Source organism: Pseudenhygromyxa sp. WMMC2535 (assembly GCF_011083025.2).
Window position 1 is genome coordinate 5,519,842 of record NZ_JABJWV010000001.1, and the last position, 16,982, is coordinate 5,536,823.

At 71.2% G+C, this 16,982-nt stretch carries 19 protein-coding genes; 9 read left to right on the forward strand and 10 right to left on the reverse strand.

The features are described 5' to 3' along the window. Window positions 1-203: 203 nt before the first annotated feature. The gene (locus tag G6O69_RS21705) at window positions 204-1,073 is read left to right on the forward strand and encodes a hypothetical protein (RefSeq protein ID WP_176397012.1); all 870 of its coding nucleotides are present in this window, start codon (window positions 204-206) and stop codon (window positions 1,071-1,073) included. Window positions 1,074-1,077: 4 nt separating this feature from the next. Here the strand turns inward: G6O69_RS21705 and G6O69_RS21710 are convergent, their stop codons facing one another. The 8 genes from G6O69_RS21710 to coaD form a co-directional block, all read right to left on the reverse strand. Beyond that, window positions 1,078-1,680, reverse strand: coding sequence for a hypothetical protein (locus G6O69_RS21710; RefSeq protein WP_172305423.1), 603 nt, complete (start codon window positions 1,678-1,680; stop codon window positions 1,078-1,080). 35 nt (window positions 1,681-1,715) lie between these two features. Then, window positions 1,716-2,513, reverse strand: a complete 798-nt coding sequence (locus G6O69_RS21715; protein ID WP_255215842.1) for a pseudouridine synthase — start codon at window positions 2,511-2,513, stop codon at window positions 1,716-1,718. Beyond that, window positions 2,503-3,267, reverse strand: a complete 765-nt coding sequence (locus tag G6O69_RS21720; RefSeq protein ID WP_172305424.1) for a phosphoadenylyl-sulfate reductase — start codon at window positions 3,265-3,267, stop codon at window positions 2,503-2,505. Before G6O69_RS21720 ends, G6O69_RS21715 begins: the two co-directional genes overlap by 11 nt. Before the next feature lie 85 nt (window positions 3,268-3,352). After that, the gene (locus tag G6O69_RS21725) at window positions 3,353-3,751 is read right to left on the reverse strand and encodes a TerB family tellurite resistance protein (RefSeq protein ID WP_172305425.1); all 399 of its coding nucleotides are present in this window, start codon (window positions 3,749-3,751) and stop codon (window positions 3,353-3,355) included. A gap of 55 nt (window positions 3,752-3,806) precedes the next feature. Then, the gene (locus G6O69_RS21730) at window positions 3,807-4,790 is read right to left on the reverse strand and encodes a peptidylprolyl isomerase (RefSeq protein WP_172305426.1); all 984 of its coding nucleotides are present in this window, start codon (window positions 4,788-4,790) and stop codon (window positions 3,807-3,809) included. Between the two features lie 96 nt (window positions 4,791-4,886). After that, window positions 4,887-5,078, reverse strand: a complete 192-nt coding sequence (locus tag G6O69_RS21735; RefSeq protein WP_172305427.1) for a hypothetical protein — start codon at window positions 5,076-5,078, stop codon at window positions 4,887-4,889. A 170-nt stretch (window positions 5,079-5,248) separates the two neighbouring features. Beyond that, window positions 5,249-5,911, reverse strand: a complete 663-nt coding sequence (locus G6O69_RS21740) for a hypothetical protein (protein ID WP_172305428.1) — start codon at window positions 5,909-5,911, stop codon at window positions 5,249-5,251. 12 nt (window positions 5,912-5,923) lie between these two features. Continuing rightward, window positions 5,924-6,472, reverse strand: coding sequence for a pantetheine-phosphate adenylyltransferase (coaD, locus tag G6O69_RS21745; RefSeq protein ID WP_346017075.1), 549 nt, complete (start codon window positions 6,470-6,472; stop codon window positions 5,924-5,926). A gap of 22 nt (window positions 6,473-6,494) precedes the next feature. Here coaD and G6O69_RS21750 point away from each other — a divergent pair, with 22 nt between their 5' ends. Together G6O69_RS21750 and G6O69_RS21755 are read left to right on the forward strand one after the other, a co-directional pair. After that, on the forward strand, window positions 6,495-7,457 hold the full coding sequence (locus G6O69_RS21750) for a hypothetical protein (protein ID WP_172305430.1): 963 nt from the start codon (window positions 6,495-6,497) through the stop codon (window positions 7,455-7,457). Further along, window positions 7,454-8,515, forward strand: coding sequence for an aminoglycoside phosphotransferase family protein (locus G6O69_RS21755; RefSeq protein ID WP_172305431.1), 1,062 nt, complete (start codon window positions 7,454-7,456; stop codon window positions 8,513-8,515). The genes G6O69_RS21750 and G6O69_RS21755 overlap by 4 nt, the downstream gene beginning before the upstream one ends. 15 nt (window positions 8,516-8,530) lie before the next feature. Here G6O69_RS21755 and G6O69_RS21760 read toward each other — a convergent pair whose 3' ends face one another. Next, complete coding sequence (locus G6O69_RS21760; protein ID WP_172305432.1) at window positions 8,531-8,989, reverse strand: PaaI family thioesterase; 459 nt, start codon at window positions 8,987-8,989, stop codon at window positions 8,531-8,533. A 52-nt stretch (window positions 8,990-9,041) separates the two neighbouring features. On the opposite strand from G6O69_RS21760, the gene G6O69_RS21765 reads away from it, so the two are divergent. Beyond that, window positions 9,042-10,883: a long-chain-acyl-CoA synthetase gene (locus tag G6O69_RS21765; RefSeq protein ID WP_172305433.1), complete on the forward strand. Its 1,842-nt coding sequence runs from the start codon at window positions 9,042-9,044 to the stop codon at window positions 10,881-10,883. Window positions 10,884-10,985: 102 nt separating this feature from the next. Here G6O69_RS21765 and G6O69_RS21770 read toward each other — a convergent pair whose 3' ends face one another. Continuing rightward, a complete protein-coding gene (locus G6O69_RS21770; protein WP_172305434.1) occupies window positions 10,986-11,270 on the reverse strand; it encodes a hypothetical protein in 285 nt (94 codons plus the stop codon). On the opposite strand from G6O69_RS21770, the gene G6O69_RS21775 reads away from it, so the two are divergent. The 5 genes from G6O69_RS21775 to G6O69_RS21795 all read left to right on the forward strand — a co-directional run bounded on the left by G6O69_RS21775 (window position 11,269) and on the right by G6O69_RS21795 (window position 16,921). Continuing rightward, the gene (locus G6O69_RS21775) at window positions 11,269-11,538 is read left to right on the forward strand and encodes a hypothetical protein (RefSeq protein ID WP_176397013.1); all 270 of its coding nucleotides are present in this window, start codon (window positions 11,269-11,271) and stop codon (window positions 11,536-11,538) included. The two genes, G6O69_RS21770 and G6O69_RS21775, sit on opposite strands and share 2 nt — an antisense overlap. Before the next feature lie 33 nt (window positions 11,539-11,571). Beyond that, the gene (locus tag G6O69_RS21780) at window positions 11,572-12,666 is read left to right on the forward strand and encodes a sodium-dependent bicarbonate transport family permease (protein ID WP_172305435.1); all 1,095 of its coding nucleotides are present in this window, start codon (window positions 11,572-11,574) and stop codon (window positions 12,664-12,666) included. 80 nt (window positions 12,667-12,746) lie between these two features. After that, window positions 12,747-13,967, forward strand: coding sequence for a hypothetical protein (locus tag G6O69_RS21785; RefSeq protein ID WP_172305436.1), 1,221 nt, complete (start codon window positions 12,747-12,749; stop codon window positions 13,965-13,967). Window positions 13,968-13,970: 3 nt separating this feature from the next. Next, window positions 13,971-15,470 carry a HAMP domain-containing sensor histidine kinase gene (locus tag G6O69_RS21790; RefSeq protein WP_172305437.1) on the forward strand — a complete coding sequence of 500 codons (1,500 nt, stop codon included), beginning with the start codon at window positions 13,971-13,973 and terminating at the stop codon, window positions 15,468-15,470. Further along, entirely contained in the window at window positions 15,467-16,921 is a 1,455-nt protein-coding gene (locus G6O69_RS21795; RefSeq protein ID WP_172305438.1) for a sigma-54 dependent transcriptional regulator, read from the forward strand. Before G6O69_RS21790 ends, G6O69_RS21795 begins: the two co-directional genes overlap by 4 nt. Window positions 16,922-16,982 lie beyond the last annotated feature (61 nt).

Consider the following 16,982-nt stretch of genomic DNA (forward strand, 5'->3'; position numbering starts at 1 on the left):
AAGAAGGCGAGCGAACGGCGCGACAGGGAAGTCGCTCGTCGTCTCCACGGGACCAGGGAAGGCCCTGTGTAAGACTCGAAAGAGAGCCCGGCTGCTTGCCGGGCTCTTTGCTTTTTGGGGTTCCCAGGCGACGACTGTTGCGTTTCGTTTCGCCTCTCCGTCGGCCGTCTCGATCGCTAGCATTTTGCTCTACGCTCGTGGGCGTGAGCGACACAGAATCGCCCTCTCGGCCCAGTGATCCCTCCAAAGCGCGGCCAGAGCTGTCTCGTTTCGGCATGGTCGTCTCGCTCATTGGCTGGCTGTGTCTGCTGATCGCGGCGATCGGCGTGCCGAACACCGCCTTCGACTGGGGTCTTCAGCTCGAGTTCTATGGGACGGCCACGGATCTCCCCGACAACTACGAGGTCTGCGCGGGGCTCGCGGCCGTCGGGGCGCTGATCGTCGGCCTGACCTGGTTCGGCCGCGGGCTGCGGACGACCTGGGCCCGCTTCGAGGGTCGGCGCTGGGCCCAGGTGGGGGTGGCAGCTGGCGCCGCGCTGATGCTGGTGGTCATCGGTCGCGCCTTGCAGGTCGTCGTGCTGACCAACACCTACGGCAGCATGCTGGCTTACTACGCCGCGGACGGTCAGGCCGACGAGCTCCGCGACATCCTCGAGGACGGGTCCGTGCCCGAGGAGGACATCGACGAGGCCGTCTTTCGCGCGGTCTTTCACGACCAGCCCGAGTCCCTCGCGGCGCTGCTCGAGCACGGCGCAGACCTGCGCCAGTCGACGAGCGAGGAGCAGAGCTGCGTGCTCGCGGGTGCGAGCACGCAGCTCATCGAGGTCGCTGCCACGTACGGGGTCGGGCCCGAGCGCTGCGCCTGCGGGGACGACCTGATCGGGCAGGTCGTGGTCGAGGGCGTCCACGACGGCGAGGTCGCGTCGGCCGTGGAGGCGTTGATCGCCGCTGGCTGGTCCCCGGCGGCGCCCTACGGCGCGTCCTATCGCGACCCGATCACGCCCCTCGAGCTCGCGAAAGAGCGCGAGTTCGAGGCGACCATCGCGGTCTTGGAGGTGGCGCTCGGTGGCTGAGCGCTCACTGGCTCTGTAGCCAAAACCACACGGGGATCTCGAGCGCCACGCCCTCGAGGGCCGGCCCCTCGCGCTCGGCGAATTCGAGCACGCCGAGGACGCAGGCGTTGCCGTAGACGTCGCCGAGCTGGCCGGCGGCGAGGTGCACGGGCCCCCGCTCGGCGCCCAGCTGGAGCGCGAGGGTCAGGCGGGCGGCGTCCGTGGGCGAGCGGGCGAGGACGTCGACGTAGCAGGCCTCGAGGGCCGGGCGGACGTCGGCGACGAGGCTGCGAGCGAAGCGACGAGCGAGGCGCTTGGTCTGGCGATCCGCCGCCCCGTGCACGCGGACGCTGCCCGCCCGGACCAGCGGCCGGGGCGGCAGGGGGGCGGCGTCGAAGAGCGACGGCCCGAGCATGCTGGCGCTGCGAAAGTAGGCCTGGACGCGGGGGTGGTCGAGGCCGGGGAAGAGCCAGCTGGGGCGCTCGTCCTTCACGACGATCTCGGTGACCGTGCCGTCCCTGGCGTCCTCGGCCTCGGGCGCCTCCTCCGGGTCGCTCGTCTGTGGCGTGGGCCCCCGAGGGAGGAGGAGCACGGCGAGCAGGGCGAGGGCGGGAGGCTGGGCGCTCATGACCGAGCCAACGGGGGCCGAGCGCGTCGCTTTCGTCAGCTGTCGAGTCCGGCCTCGGGCTCGAGGGGCGGGTCGTCCTCGGGGGGCTCGGGCAGCGTGATGCCCAGGGCGGCCAGCGGCCCGGCGAGGTCGGGGGGCAGGGCCGCGCGCAGCTCGAGCAGCCCGCCATCGGGGTGCTCGAGGGTCAGCGAGCGCGCGTGCAGGGCCAGGCGGTGCAGCCCCAGCTGGGCGCGAAACAGCCGGTTGATGTCGCCCTTGCCGTAGCGGACGTCGCCGATGATCGGGTGGGCGAGGTGCTTGAGGTGGCGGCGGATCTGGTGGGTGCGACCCGTCAGCGGGCGGGCGGCGACCAGGGAGTAGCGCCGGTCTTCGAAGGGCGCCCAGGCCAGGCGACGCAGCAGGGTCTGGGCGGGCAGGCGGTGCTCGGCCTGGGGGTCGTCGGCCTTGCGGCGCTTGCCGGTCTTGGCGTCGTGGGGGCGCAGGGGGTGGTCGATGATGGCCTGCTCGGGGGCGAGGCCGCGGACCAGCGCCCAGTAGCGCTTGTCGACCGCGCTGGCCTCGAACTGCTTGCCGACGTGGCGCGTGGCGTCCTCGTCGAGGGCGAAGAGCAGCACCCCCGAGGTCCCGCGATCGAGGCGGTGCAGGGGGTGGACCCGGGCGCCGAGCCAGCTCGCCAGGGCGTCGACGAGGACGGGGCCCTCGCTGGCCCAGCCGCGGTGGACGAGGGCCCCGCTGGGCTTGGCGAGGGCGATCAGCCGATCGTCGCGGTGAACGATGAGGGTCTGCATGTCGAGCTCGTCGAGCTCGTCGGGCCCGCTCGGCTCAGCTGTCATCGCCGGACTCGATCTGCGCCCGGAGGTTGGCGGCGTGCAGCCCACACTCCTTTTTGGTCGCCTCCTCCCACCACCAACGCCCGGCGCGCTCGTGCTCGCCCGGCAAGATCGCCCGGGTGCAGGGCTCGCAGCCGATGCTGATCATCCCGCGAGCGTGCAGCGGGTTGTGGGGGATCTCGAACGCGCGGATGGTCTCCCAGACCTCCGCGGAGGCCATGCCGGCCAGCGGGTTGAGCTTGTAGAGCGGGGCGCCGGGCAGCCCGGTGTGGCCCTCGGCGATCTCGAACACGGGGACCGCGGCGCGGGTGCCCGGGCTCTGGTCGCGGCGCTGGCCGGTGATCCACACGCGAAACTCGGCGAGCTTGCGGCGCAGCGGCTCGACCTTGCGGATCCCGCAGCACTCCTGGTGGCCGTCCTCATAGAAGGAGAACAGGCCCTTTTGTCGGACCATGGCCTCGACGGCTTGGGCCTGGGGAAAGCAGACCTCGACGCGCAGGCCGTAGTGATCCTCGACCGTGGCCAGGTAGCGGTAGGTCTCGGCGTGGAGGCGGCCGGTGTCGAGGGTGAACACCCGCGGCTTGCGGTCGCCGAGCACGTCGCAGGCGAAGTCGAGCAGGACCACGTCCTCGGCCCCCGAGAAGCTCAGGCCGACCTCGTCGACGTCGAAGCGCTCGTAGATCAGCCGCAGCTGACGCCGCGGCGAGAGGGTCTCGAGCTCGGCGGCGAGGGCGGCGTGGTCGATGGTGTCGGCCATCCGGCGATGATAGTGGGGGAGGGCGCAAAGAAAAGCGGGGCGCCGACGGTGAATGGCGCGACGCGCCTCCAAACTGATCGCCGCTCTAGTCGTCTGCGAGCGCGACCTCGACGTCGAGGATCTTGGCCACGGCGAGCACGAAGTCGGTCTCGCCGATGTCGACCTGGCCGTCGGCGTAGCTCAGGCCGATCAGCTCGGTGACCAGGCGCTCGCGCTCCTCGACCGCGAGCAGCGCGGCGAGGCGGTCGCTGGTCGCGTGGACCAGCTCATGGAGCGCGCGTGGATCGGGCGCCGCGCCAAAGAGTTCGACGGCGCGGGCGAGGATCTCGTGGAGCTCGTCGATGGACGCGCCGGGCATCCAGGCGGCGATGCGCTCGACGATGCGCACGACCTCGGCCTCGGCCAGCTCACCGTCCGCCGTGCGGGCGCAGGCGACGAACAAGAAGGCGATCGCGGCGGGGTCGGACTCGTCCCAGGTCGACATTGGCGAGAGCATACACTCCGCCCGCCGCCCCCGCGGGTGCACCGAACAGGCCCGCTCAGAGCCGGATGTCGACGTGGGCGCGGGCGCGCAGCTGCTCGTAGAGATCGCGCAGCGCGGCCATGCGGGCCTCGTCCTCGAGGGCGGCGCGCAGCCTGCCCTTGGCCTCTTCGAAGCCGAGCAGATCCGAGGCCACGACCTCGTCGACGAGGAAGACCACGAAGCCCTGGCCCGAGCGCAGCGGCCCGACCACGTCGCCGGCGTCGGCCTTGAACAGGCGCTCGCCGATGGGCAGGGACACGGAGCTGCGGGTGACGGTCTCGGGCTCGCCGCTCTGGCCGAGCTCGGCGGCGACCTCGGGGAAGGCCTCGCCGTCGAGCAGGCGGCGGACCACCGCCTTGGCCTGCTTGTAGACCGCGTCGCGCTGATCCGCGTCGTCGCCGGCGCGGAAGATCAGCCGGCGGACCTCCATCTGCGCCTCCTCGCCCTTGCTGAGCTCGCGGTAGCGCTCGAGCACCTGGGCGTCGCTGACCGAGACGTTGAGCAGCATGCCCTGGAGCTTGTAGAGGATGATGTCCTCGCGCAGCTTGTTGCGGTAGTCGGCCCAGGTGCCGTAGCGCCCGCTCTGCTCGACGGCCTGCTTGAGCTCGGCGACGCCGCCGAGCTGGGCCCCGCGGGCGAGCTGCTGGAGGTAGGCCTCGACCTCTTGCTCGTTGGCGTCGACCTGAAAGGTGGTGGCCTGCTCGAGCATCAGCGTGCGGCCGATGAGGTTGTCGAGGGCCCGCGGCGTGAGCTCGTCGAGCTTGCGGGCGATCTGCTCGTCGCTGGGGTTTTGGCTCTGCATCGAGGCGAGCTCGTAGGCGATCTCCTCGTCGAACATCAGCCAGCGGTCGAGGTCGGACTGCAAGATCACGCCGTCGTTGATCACGGCGACGACGCGATCGAGGACGACGGGGTCCGCGGCCGCGCTCGCCGGGGCCAGCACGCAGGGCAGGGCGATGGCGGCGCCTGCGAGGGTGAGAGCCAAGACGGGGGCGCGCACGGCTCGGGTTTAGCACCCCGGCCTGCGTGGGAAAAGACCGCCTATCAGGTGCTCGAACGCCGCCCGAGCGCCGCAGGAGGCGGGCTGGGGCCAATTTTAGCGCGGGCCGGGGGATCCCTGGGGCTCGCCGGGGCGGTAGTGGGGACAGCGCAGCACCGGCAGCGGCGGATATTTTGGCCAGCTCGGGGCGCGCTCGGACACGGCGCAGCGCCAAAAGCTCGAGCCCTTGGCGCTGACGATGCGCCTGGCCTCGAGGCAGCGCTTGCACAGGCCGGGATCGGGGCTCACCACGGGCTCCTAGGAGTCCGTGGTGAGACCCAGCGCGGCTCCTGGCGCTGGGTTTTCGTCGAGGGCGCGAAGCCAAAACGCCGCTGTACTGGGCGTACTGCAAGTTTTGGCGACAAAGCCCTCGGCGAAAAGACCAAGCGAGGTGTCGTGTTGGGTTTCAGCACGGGCTCCTAGCGGGTGCCCTCGCCGCCGCGGGCCGGGGGGAGGATCAGCTTCTCTTCCTGGGCGAGCATGGCCAAGGCGGTGATCAGCCTTGCGGCGAGCATCGCCCGCCCGGACACGAGGCCGCGGCGGAGCACGAAGGCCCCGCCGAGCAGCGCGCCGCCCCACAGCAACGCCGAGAGCCACGCGATCTCGAGGGTGTTCCAGGCGAGCAGCCCGAGCAGGCCGAAGCCCAGCCACAGCTTGAGCGCGGTCTTGGCCGAGTCGAGGGCGGGGGAGCCCTGCTCGGCCACGGTCCTGGCCACGCGCAGCTCGAACTCGCCGTCGTGGACGCGCAGGGCGAGCTGGTCCGCGGGCAGCTTGAGGAAGCGGATCGTCGGGCGCAGGGCCTTGCTGAGCTGGCGCTCGCGCAGGACCGTGCGCCCGCGCAAGACGATGGCGTGATCGGCAGGATCATCGAGGGTCATGCCGGTCTTGAAGCCCTCGGTGAACAGCTCGAGCTCGACCTCGCTGGCGTCGAGGCCGGCCTCGCGCGCCGCCTGCAGGCGCAGGCCGTGCTCGTCGCCGCGCCAGGCCTCGCCCGGGGAGAGCTTGGCGATGTCGGTGCCCTCGCGCCTGGCGAGGCTGGTCTCGCCGGAGCCGGCCCCGCGCTGATCCTCTGGCTTTGCCATGGTCGCGGCGGCTCAGGCCTCGCGCGTGCCCCCACCCGCGTAGAACTGCGGGTAGCGGGCCTCCATGGCCACGGCCACGGACCTGGGGACGAAGCGCTGGAAGGGGCCGCCGTGGCTGGCGATCTCGCGGATCAGCGACGACGAGATGAACTGCTTGGTGGGCTCGGGGATCAAGAACACGGTCTCGACCCCGGGCTCGAGCTCGCGGTTGGCCAGGGCCATCTGAAATTCGGGCTCGAAGTCGCCGGCCGCCCGCAGCCCGCGGACGATCACCCGCGCGTTCACGCTGCGACAAAATTCGATCATCAGCCCGGTGTAGTGGGCGGCGCGGACGTTGGGGATGTGGCCGCAGGCCTCCTCGATGAGCGAGACGCGCTCTTCGAAGGGGAAGAAGCCCGGCTTGGTGGGGTGATGGCCGATGGCGACGATGACCTCGTCGAAGAGGGCCGCGGCGCGCTCGACGATCTCGAGGTGGCCCAAGGTGATGGGGTCGAAGGAGCCCGGGTAGACCGCGAGATAGAGGCCGTCGGAGGCTTCTGAGCCGGGGGTTGATCCGCTCACGCCCGCAGTATACTTCCGCTTCATGCGCCCGTCGTCCGCGCCCGCGCTCAAGTCCTTTTTTCTGCTCGCTGTCGCCACGCTCGCGGCCACGGCGACGATCTCGACGCAGGGTTGTGACAAGGGGCAGCCCGAGCCCTCGAAGGTCGAGAAGGTCAACCCCTTCGACCGCGGGCAGAAGCCCAAGTCGGACTCCGACAGCCCGCTGCGCAACCCCGAGTTCGAGGCGCCCGCGGGGCGCGAGGGTGAGCAGCTCGACGACGAGGCCCTCGAGGCGGCGCTCGCGGAGGCCGCGGAGCACCTGGCGGTGAAGAACGTCGCCCTGGCGCGCAGCGTCCTGCGCCAGTGCGCGAACAAGATCCCCGCCAGCGCGCGCTGCGACGGGGAGCTCGGCCTGTCCATGGCCAAGGTCAAGAACCGACGGGCGGCCGCGCACTACTACATGGTCGAGGCCGCGAAGATCGACGATCCCAAGGCCGACGCCGATCTCTACCTGCGCCTGGCCGACGCGCTGCGCAGCCGCGGCGAGTTCGAGGCCGCGCAGTCCGCCCTCGAGAAGGTGATCAGCCGCGATCCCTCGGCGGAGAACATCTTCACCCTCGGGCAGGTGCTCTCGCTCCAGCCCGAGCACCTCGACGAGGCCGTCGCCCGCATCGCCGAGGCGCGGGCCAAGGACGACCGCCTCGCGTGGCTCTACGAGGAGGCCGTGATCCGCGCGCAGATCCCCGTGCGCGAGGAGGTCGAGGCCGCGGCGGCGCTGCTGCGCACCTACCTCGAGCGCGCGGCGACGCTGCCCGAGGGCGAGCGCGAGCGCGACACGGCCATGGTCGAGGGCCGGCTCGCCGAGCTCTCGGCGATCGCGGAGAAGTACCCGACGCGGGCGCAGTGGGAGCAGCAGCAGGCCGAGGCCGGCGAAAAAAAAGAGTCGGCTGGCGAGGCAGGCGAAGGCGGCGCGAAGGCGCCGGGTGGCGCGGCGGCGCCCCAATGACGGCAGCCGCCGACTTTGGGTCGGTGCTCGATCGCTGGGGCCTGGCGGACGCCTCCGTCTCGCCCCTCGGTCGCGGGCTGATCAATCAAACTTACCTGGTCGAGGGCGCCCAGGGGCGCTTCGTGCTGCAAAAGCTCAGCCCGATCTTCGACCCGGCGATCCACAACAACATCGTCGCGGTCACCGAGCACCTCGCTCGCAAGGGGGTCGCCTCGCCGCGGCTGGTGCAGGCGGACGAGGGCGGCTGGTGGGTCGACACCCGCGACCAGGGCGAGCGCGGCGGGATCTGGCGGCTCCAGACGGCGCTCGAGGGGGTCGGCTTCGAGGTCCTCGAGGGCGCGGGGCAGGCCCGCGTGGCCGGCGAATTCGTGGGCCGCTGGCACGGGGCGCTGCGCGACCTCGACCACGAGTTCGAGGCGCTGCGCGTGGGCGTTCACGACACGCCGCGTCACCTCGCTCGGCTGCGCGAGGCCGTCGAGGAGGGCCGCGGCCACCGGCTGCACGACGCGGTCGCGCCCCTGGCCGAGGCGATCCTCGAGGGGGCCGAGTCCCTGCCGGCGATCCCCGCCTCGGTGCGCCCGCGCCCGTCTCACGGTGACCTCAAGATCAACAATTTGCTGTTCACCGGCGAGGGCGAGGCCGCCCAGGCGCTCGCGCTCATCGACCTCGACACCGTCGCGCCGATGACCCTGGCCTACGAGCTCGGCGATGCGTGGCGCTCGTGGTGTAACCGCGCCGGCGAGGACGAGGCCCAGGCGCGCTTCGACCTCGAGATCTTCGCGGCCTCGTGGGCGGGCTGGTCCAAGGGCTGGGGCGACGCGGGCGGCGGGGCGCTCGACGCCGAGGAGCGCCGCAGCCTGCTGGCGGGCCCGGAGTGGATCAGCCTCGAGCTCGCCGCGCGCTTCGCCGCCGACGCGCTCTTCGAGAGCTACTTTGGCTGGGACGCCGCGCGCTTCCCCGGCCGCGGTGAGCACAACTTGCACCGCGCGCGCGGCCAGTGGTCGCTGCACGAGGCCGTGCTCGCCAGCCGCCCAGCCCGGGCTGATCTGTTGGGTTGAGCTGTCGGGCTGGGCTCAGCCCCAGGACTCGGGCATGCGCACCGCGATGACGGTGCCCTCGGCGGTGACGACCCCCGCCGCCGAGAGCTCGATGTCGACGACCACCTTGCGCGCGCTCTGTTCGCGGACGCGGCCGATCAGCTCGAGCTCGACGCCCATGGGCGTCGGCTTCTCGTAGCTGACCTCGAGCTTGCCGGTGACGAAGCGCGGGATCGGGTCGCCGGCCTCGCCCGCGTTCAAAGCGGCCCAGGTCCCGGTCCCGGTCCCGTGGCAGTCGATCAGCGAGGCGATCAGCCCGCCATAGACGAAGCCGGGGATGGCCATGTGCTCGGGCTTGGGCGTGAAGTGGGCGACGGTGTGATCGCCCCGGCCGAAGCTCTGGAGCTGGTGGCCAGCGGGGTTGTGAGCGCCGCAGCCAAAGCACTGTGCGACGGCTTTGGGATAGTGGCTCTGGATCGAGGACTCGGCCGACATCGCCGAGAGCTTGCCACAGCCAGGCCGGGCTCGGAGGACTACACTGGCGACGATGCCCGCGCTCCTCGGACAAGCTCGCCTGCAGCTCGATCGCCTGACCAGCGTGGCCCGGGCCATGAAGACCAACTTTTTTTGGGATCCGGACTCGACCCAAAACATCGCGGCGGATCTCCAGGCCTGGGCCTGCGAGCGCCCCGGGGACCCCTTCTTGCGCTTCGAAGGGCGCAGCTGGTCCGTGGGCAGCTTCGACGCCGAGGTCAACCGCCATGCCCGGGCCTGGCAGGCGCTGGGGATCGGGCGTGGCTGTGTGGTCGCGCTGCTGCTCGAGAACCGGCCGGCGTTCTTGTTTCACTTCTACGCCCTGGTCAAGCTCGGCGCGGTGGCCTCGCTGATCAACCCCGCGCTGACCGGCCCGGCGCTGCGCCACGCCCTCGACAGCTGCGGGCCGGCTGCGATCCTCGTCGGCGACGCGCAGCTCGAGGGGCTCGAGGCGCTGCGCGAGGGCGGGGGAGGGGGCGATACCGCCAGTGATGCCAGTGATGCCAGCGGGTTCCCGGTGTCCGACGCGCGCGTGCTGATCGACGTCGAGCTGCAGCCAGGGGAGACGATCCGAGGCGAGCACCCGCGCTGGGCGAGCTGGAACCCGCTGGTCGCCGGTCGCTCGCCGCTGCCCTTGGCGGCGGTCGACGAGCTGCGATTGTCGGCGCTCGCCGCCTACGTCTACACCAGCGGGACCACCGGCCTGCCAAAGCCCGCCGTGGTCAAGCACCATCGCCTGCGTCGGGCCGGCGACGTCTTTGGCGGCCTCGCGCAGATGACCGGCGAGGACTGCCTCTACCTGTCCTTGCCCCTCTATCACGCCAACGCTTCGGTGATCGGCGTGCCCGGGGCGATCGCCCACCGCAGCCGCCTGGTCCTCACCCGGCGCTTCTCGGCGCGGCGTTTTTGGTCCGAGTGCCGCGACGAGGGCGCGAGCGTCTGCCTCTACATCGGGGAGCTGTGCCGCTACCTCCACAACCAGCCGCCGGGGCCCCAGGACCGCGACCACCAGGTGCGTGTCTTCGTCGGCAACGGCCTGCGCGAGGACATCTGGGCCGACTTTCGGGCCCGCTTCGGGGTCGAGCGGATCGTCGAGTTCTACGCGGCCACCGAGGGCAACGCCGAGACCGCCAACCTCTTGAATTTCAACGGGACCGTCGGCCCGCTCTTGTTTTGGAAGATGGCGCTGGTCCGCTGGGACGAGGCCACCGGGGCGGTCCACCGCGACGCGCGGGGTCGCTGCGAGCGCGCGGGCTTTGGCGAGCCCGGTCTGCTGATCGGCCGCATCGACGCCCGCAACCCCTACGCCGGCTACACCGACGAGCGGGCGAGCTCGAGCAAGGTCTTGCGCGACGTGTTCACCCGCGGCGACGCGTGGTTCAACACCGGGGACCTCCTGCGCGTCGACCACCTGCTGCACCTGCACTTCGTGGATCGCCTCGGGGACACCTTCCGCTGGAAGGGCGAGAACGTGTCGACCCAGGAGGTCGCCGAGGCCCTCAACGCCGCCCCGGGCGTGCGCGAGAGCAACGTCTACGGCGTGGAGATCCCCGGGTCCGAGGGGCGGGCGGGCATGGCCGCGCTCGTCGTCGACCACGGCTTCTCGCCCGCGGCCTTCTACGCCCACGTCGTCGAGGAGCTGCCCGACTACGCGCAGCCCCGCTTCTTGCGCCTGGTCGAGCGCATGGGGACCACGGGGACCTTCAAGCACGAGAAGATGGGGCTGCGCGACGCGGGCTGGGATCCGGCGGCGATAGCCGACGAGCTGCTGATCCGCGACGTCGAGGGCCGCAGCTACGTGGCGCTGACCCCCGCGCGGCGCGAGGCCGTGCTCTCGGGCGGGTGGAAGATCTGAGCCGAGCGGCTTGGCGGACCCCTGGGGCCCCGGGAGCTCGCGAGGGGCGAACGAGCCCCCGGGGCCACTGCTGCTGGGTGGGGCGGGTGCTGGCTGCGGTGATCAGGTCACGCTCGCGTCGACGAGGGTGACGAAGCCGATCCCCCGGGAGCGGTGGAGGATGTCGGCGCTGGTCTGCAGCGCCTTGCGGGCGCGCTCGGTCTCGCACAGGACGAGCACGTGGACGCTGCCGTCGCGGTCGAAGTTGCGGTCTTCGTTGAGCCCGTGCTTGGGTCCGCTGCCCGAGCTGACCTCGTAGACGGTGTAGTGGCGTAGCCCCTGCTCCTCGAGGTGAGCGATGAGGGAGTCGAGGCGATCGCGCAGGAGAATGAATTCGAGCCTGGCCATGATCGCTGCCCTCATGCATGGCGCGTTCCAGCGCGAGACCGAGGAGGTGGAGGACCGCCGCGAGGGCTGGAAGGCGAGCATGTGTAGTGAATCGCGCGGGCCTCGGCTGCGCGTGGCGGGGGCGAGCGAGGAGCTTCTCCTCGCCGGCGTCCAAGGCCTACTCGATCGCGGTGAGGGAAGCCGCCTCGGCGCGCCCCCGCGCGTCTTGCACGGTGTTTGTCGCCGGGCTGTTTGGCGGATTTCGAGGGACGGCACGCTTCGTGCTTAGGGCCGAGTCGGGCGCAGCGCGCCGGAGTCCACGATGTTCCTCGAATTCTTGCACAACGTTCAACACAACCTCTTCAAGCCGTTGCTGCTGTTCTTCTACCTGGGCTTCGCAATCCCCCTGTTGCGCGTGCCCTTCGTGTTTCCCAAGCAGCTCTACCAGGCCCTGACCCTCTACCTGCTGGTCTCGATCGGCTGGCACGGCGGTGAGGAGCTGGCGATGCTCGCTCCCGACGAGCTGTCGCGGGCCATCGGCTTCATGGTCGTCGGCTTCTTCACCAACCTCGGGATCGGCCTGCTCGCCTATCAGATCCTCCGCGCGGGCACGGGCCTGCGCAAGATCGACGCCGCGGCGGTCGCGGGCTACTACGGCTCGGACTCGGCGGGCACCTTCGTGACCTGCCTGGGCGTGCTGACCTCCGCGAACATCGCGTTCGCGGCCTACATGCCCGTGATGCTGGCGATCATGGAGATCCCCGGCTGCCTGGTCGCGCTGATCCTGATCTCCAGGCTGCGCCGCGTGGGCATGGACGAGGACGGCAACGTCGTGGGCGAGCCCGGCTTCAAGGGCGTCGTCGCGGGCAAGGAAGGCGAGGGGCAGCGCTCGATCTTCGACCCCGAGGTCCTGCGCGACGTCTTCCTCAACCCTGGCCTCTACCTGCTCCTCGGCGGGATCGCCGTGGGCTACGTCGCCCGGACCCAGGGCCCCTCGGTGGTCGCGGCCGACGACTTGCTCTTCGTCGACCTCTTCCAGGGCGTGCTCTGCCTGTTCCTGCTCGAGATGGGCATGACGGCGGCCAAGCGCCTCAAGGATCTGCGCGACGCAGGCTGGCGCTTCGTGGCCTTCGGCCTGCTCGCGCCCAACGTGTTCGCGGGCATCGGCATGCTCGTCGCCCACGGCTACGCGCTGGTCACGGGCACGCCCCTCGAGCTCGGGAGCTACGTGCTCTTCGCCGTGCTCTGCGGCGCCGCGTCCTACATCGCCGTGCCGGCGGTGCAGCGCCTGGCCTTCCCCGAGGCCAGCCCGACCTTGCCCTTGGCGGCTTCGCTGGGTCTGACCTTCAGCTACAACGTCACGATCGGTATCCCCTTGTATCTCTCGCTCGCCGGCATCCTCGCGGGGGTCGCGTGAGCTCGGTGGTCTGGTCTCGGTTCCGCGTCCGCGCGCCCTCGGGTGCGCGGGCGCGGAGCCCTTTGGTCTTGCTCTCTCCCATGTTGCTCAGTCTCGCTCTCTCGCTCCCCAGCCTCGCCTGGGCTGCGCCCGAGCCTTCGGATACGGACAGCTCGGTGGACAGCGCCAGCGCCGACGCGCAGGCCGAGGCGCCCACGCCCAGGCCCGCCGTCGCCAAGCCGCCCCCACGCCCCGAGCCGCCGGCGAGCGAGGACAAGCCCCGCTCCAAGCTCGAGGGCGGCTTTGGCCTCGAGCGAGGCGCCTGGCTGGCGACGCCGCACGCCGAGTTCGGCCTCGGCCTGCTCACGGTGATGCGCTACGGCGCGACCATCGACGGCGGCCTCGAGTCCCTGGGCTTCAGCCTGCCGATGGTCCGCCCCAACCTGCACGCGAGCCTGCTCGACGGCGACCTGCGGGTGCTGATCCAGCCCGAGTTCGCCGGACCCAAGCCGCGGCTGCTCGACGCGGAGATCGTCTATCAGCCCTTCGCGGCCTTCGGCGTCGACGTCGGCCAGTATCGGCCGCACGTCTCCCGGGCCTGGGACACGCCGATCCCCCGGCTGTCGATGCCCGGCCGCGGCACCGTCGACGACGCCTTCCACACGGACCGCGCCCTGGGTGCGACCGTGTTCGGGCGTCCCTTTGGCGGGCGCTTCGAGTACGACATCGGCGTCTTCAACGCCGGCGGCTACAACAACGGCACGCCCGTCGAGCTCCAGCCCCTGGTCACGGCGCGTCTGGCCTACAACCCCATGGGCCCCGTGCCCTATACGCAGACACCGGGCGTCGATCTCGACCCGGCCAAGCCAGGCAGCCGTCGCGCGAAGGTGGGCCTGGGTCTGCACGGGTGGACGGACCGACACGCCGACACGCCGACGGACACGGACGCCAAGGCAGATCCGCGCCGGCGGATGGTCGCGGGCGGCGACGTGGTCGTCATGACCCCACGCCTACACTTCCTGGCCGAGGGCTTCGGCCGGTGGGAAGCGCGCACTTCGAAGCTCTTCGACGTGGGCTGGGGCAGCCAGGCGCAGCTCGGGGTCGTGGTCCTCGAGCGCACCTTGGAGGTCCAAGGGCGCGCAGGCGTGTTGGATCTGGGCAGCGACGCCGGCCTCCAGGGGATCTGGGAGGGCGGCCTGGTCTGGTACTTGTGGGGGAACCACATTCGGGCGCAGCTCCATTACTCTGCTACGCAGACACTGAGCGGACCCAGCGCACCGACGGTTCACCTCGCCCAGGTCCAGACTCAGCTGTGGTTTTGATTCATGCGCGTCGCCCTCAAGATCCTCATCGTCATGGTCGCCTTGGTGATCATGGTGCTCGCCGTCGAAGCCGGGCTGCGCAGCCGTCGTGAAGCCTCGATCTACGAGCAGGATCTTCGCCGGGACCAGCGCATCTTGGGCCGAGCGCTGCGCGAGGCCGCCGAGCTGACCTGGCGCGAGCGGGATCTGGCGGCGGCCGAGCGCGTGGTCGAGGTCGCCGCGGAGGGCGAGCACGAGGTCGCCGTGCGGGTGCTTCACGGCGACCAGGTCCACGGCGAGCTCGAGTCTCTCGTCGAGCTCGCGCCCACCGAATTCCCCCCCGAGCTCGAGGGGGACCTGTTCCAGTTCAGCCGCGAGGACGCGCTGGTGACCGTGATCCCCCTCGAGGGCCCGGACGGGCGAGAGATCGGCCTCGAGCTCTCGACCCCGCTGGCCGACGGCCGCGAGCACCTCGCCAAGGGCATGCGCCGCTTCGCCGAGGTCGCGGGCTTCTTGCTGCTCACGACATCGCTGATCGGCGTGGCCGCCGGGCGCTGGATGGTCGGGCGGCCGATCCAGGCCCTGGTCGCCCAGACCCGCTCGCTGGCCGCGGGCGAGTTCGTGCACTCGGACCTCTCCCAGCTCGACGAGATCGGTGAGCTCGGGCGGGCGCTCGATCGCACGAGCGATCAGCTCGCCACGGCCCGCGAGGCCCTCGAGAGCGAGACCCGCCAGCGCCTCGAGGCCGTCGAGAACCTGCGCCAGGCCGATCGCCTGGCGACCCTGGGCACCCTGGCCGCGGGCGTCGCCCACGAGCTCGGGACGCCGCTGCACGTGATCGCTGGCCGGGCCCAGCGGGTCGCCCGGCGCTCCCGCGGCGAGGCCGTCCACGCCGACGCGCAGATCATCGTCGAGCAGTGCGAGACGGTTCAGGGCATCGTCCGCGGCCTGCTCGACTTCGCCCGGCCCGCCAAGCTCGAGCGCACCGCCTTCGAGCCGCTGCCCATGGTCCGGCGCACGATGACCCTGGTGGAGCCGCTGCTGCGCAAGCGCAAGGCCGAGGTCCGCTTCATGGCCCCGAGCGCCGACGAGCCCGCGTGGATCGAGGCCAACCTCGGCCAGCTCCAGCAGGTGATCACGAATTTGCTGATCAACGCCGCCCAGTCCATGCCCGAGGGCGGACGCATCGATCTCTCGGTCGAGCACGGCCTCGACCCGCACCCGGGCGCAGAGGCCGACCGCCCCTATACTCGGATCAGCGTCCGCGACCACGGCGACGGCATGGATCCCGAAGTGATCGACCACATCTACGACCCCTTCTTCACCACCAAGGAGCCGGGCGAGGGCACCGGGCTCGGCCTGTCCATCGTCTATGGCATCGTCCGTGAACACGGCGGCTGGATCGAGGTCGAGAGCGAGCGCGGCTGGGGCTCGCGCTTTTGCGTGTGGCTGCCGGAGATCGACGCGCCCACGGACGAGGACAAGGCCAAGGACGCCGCGGATCAGCCCAAGGGGGTCGCATGAGCCGCGGACGGATCCTGATCGTCGACGACAAGCCGGCCATGTCGGCGCTGCTCGTCGACGACCTCGAGGAGCTCGGCTACACGGCCGAGGCCGCGAACTCGGCCGAGGAGGCCCTGGCCCGCGCCGGCGAGCAGCGCTTCGACGTCGTGGTCACGGACCTGCGCATGCCCGGGGGCTCGGGCATACAGCTGTGCCGCGACCTGATCCAGGATCAGCCCGAGATCCCGGTCATCGTGATGACCGCCTTTGGCAGCATGGACGCGGCCATCGAGGCCATGCGCGCCGGCGCCTATGATTTTTTGACCAAGCCCTTCGAGCGCTCGACGCTGCAGCTGGTCCTCGATCGCGCCCTCAACCACCGGCGCATGCGCAGCGAGCTTCGTCGCCTGCGCGACGCCTCGGAGACGCGAGAGTTCGAGGGCATGCACGGGCTGCATCCCAAGATGCAGCGGCTCTACCAGCTCATCGAGCACCTCGCGCCCACGGAGGCGCCGATCCTCCTGCGAGGCGAGAGCGGCACCGGCAAGGAGCTGATCGCCCGGGCCCTGCACCGTCGCAGCCTGCGCGCCGACGGACCCTTCATCGCCCTCAACTGCGCCGCCTTGCCCGAGCAGCTGCTCGAGAGCGAGCTCTTTGGCCACGAGAAGGGCGCGTTCACGGGGGCCGGCGAGCGCCGCCTGGGGCTGATGCGCCAGGCTCACCGCGGGACGCTCTTCCTCGACGAGATCGGCGACATGGCCCTGAGCCTCCAGCCCAAGCTGCTGCGCGCGCTCCAGGAGGGCAAGGTCCGCCCCCTGGGCAGCGACCGCGAGCACGCCGTCGACATCCGGGTGATCGCGGCCTCGCATCAAGATCTCGAGGCCGCGGTCCGTGAGCAGCGCTTCCGGGCGGACCTCTTTTTTCGCCTCGCGGTCATGCGCGTCGAGGTCCCGGCGCTGCGCGAGCGCGGCGACGACGTGCTGCTGCTCGCGGATCACTTCCTCGAGGAGCTCGCCGATCGCCGCGGCCTGCCCCGGCCGCCGGAGCTCGACGAGGCGGCCGAGGCCGCGCTGCGCAGCTACGACTGGCCGGGCAACGTCCGCGAGCTCCGCAACTGGATGGAGCACGCCTTCGCGCTCAGCGGCGGCGTGCGGATCTCGGCCGAGGATCTTCCGCGCCCGCTGACGCTCACCCCCGAGCCCGTGGCCGAGCCGGCCAAGCCCGCGGCGGCGCTCCCCGACGCGAGCGCCGTGGTCGCGTCGGGGAGCGACTTCCCCGGGCCAAACACCGGCCCGGGTGAGGTCGCGACCGAAGAAGAGCTCGAGGGCTTCGAGCCGCTCGCCGAGGTCGAGCACCGCTACATCACGCGGGTCCTCGACGCCGTCGGGGGCAACAAGACCCGGGCCGCGAAGATCCTCGGCATCGACCGCAAGACCCTGCTCGCCCGGCTCCAGCGCTACGCGAGCAGCTGAGCCCGGTGGGGGAGGCTGGGCGAGCCTGTCATGTCGTGCCGTCGCAGGCCCGCGGCGGGCG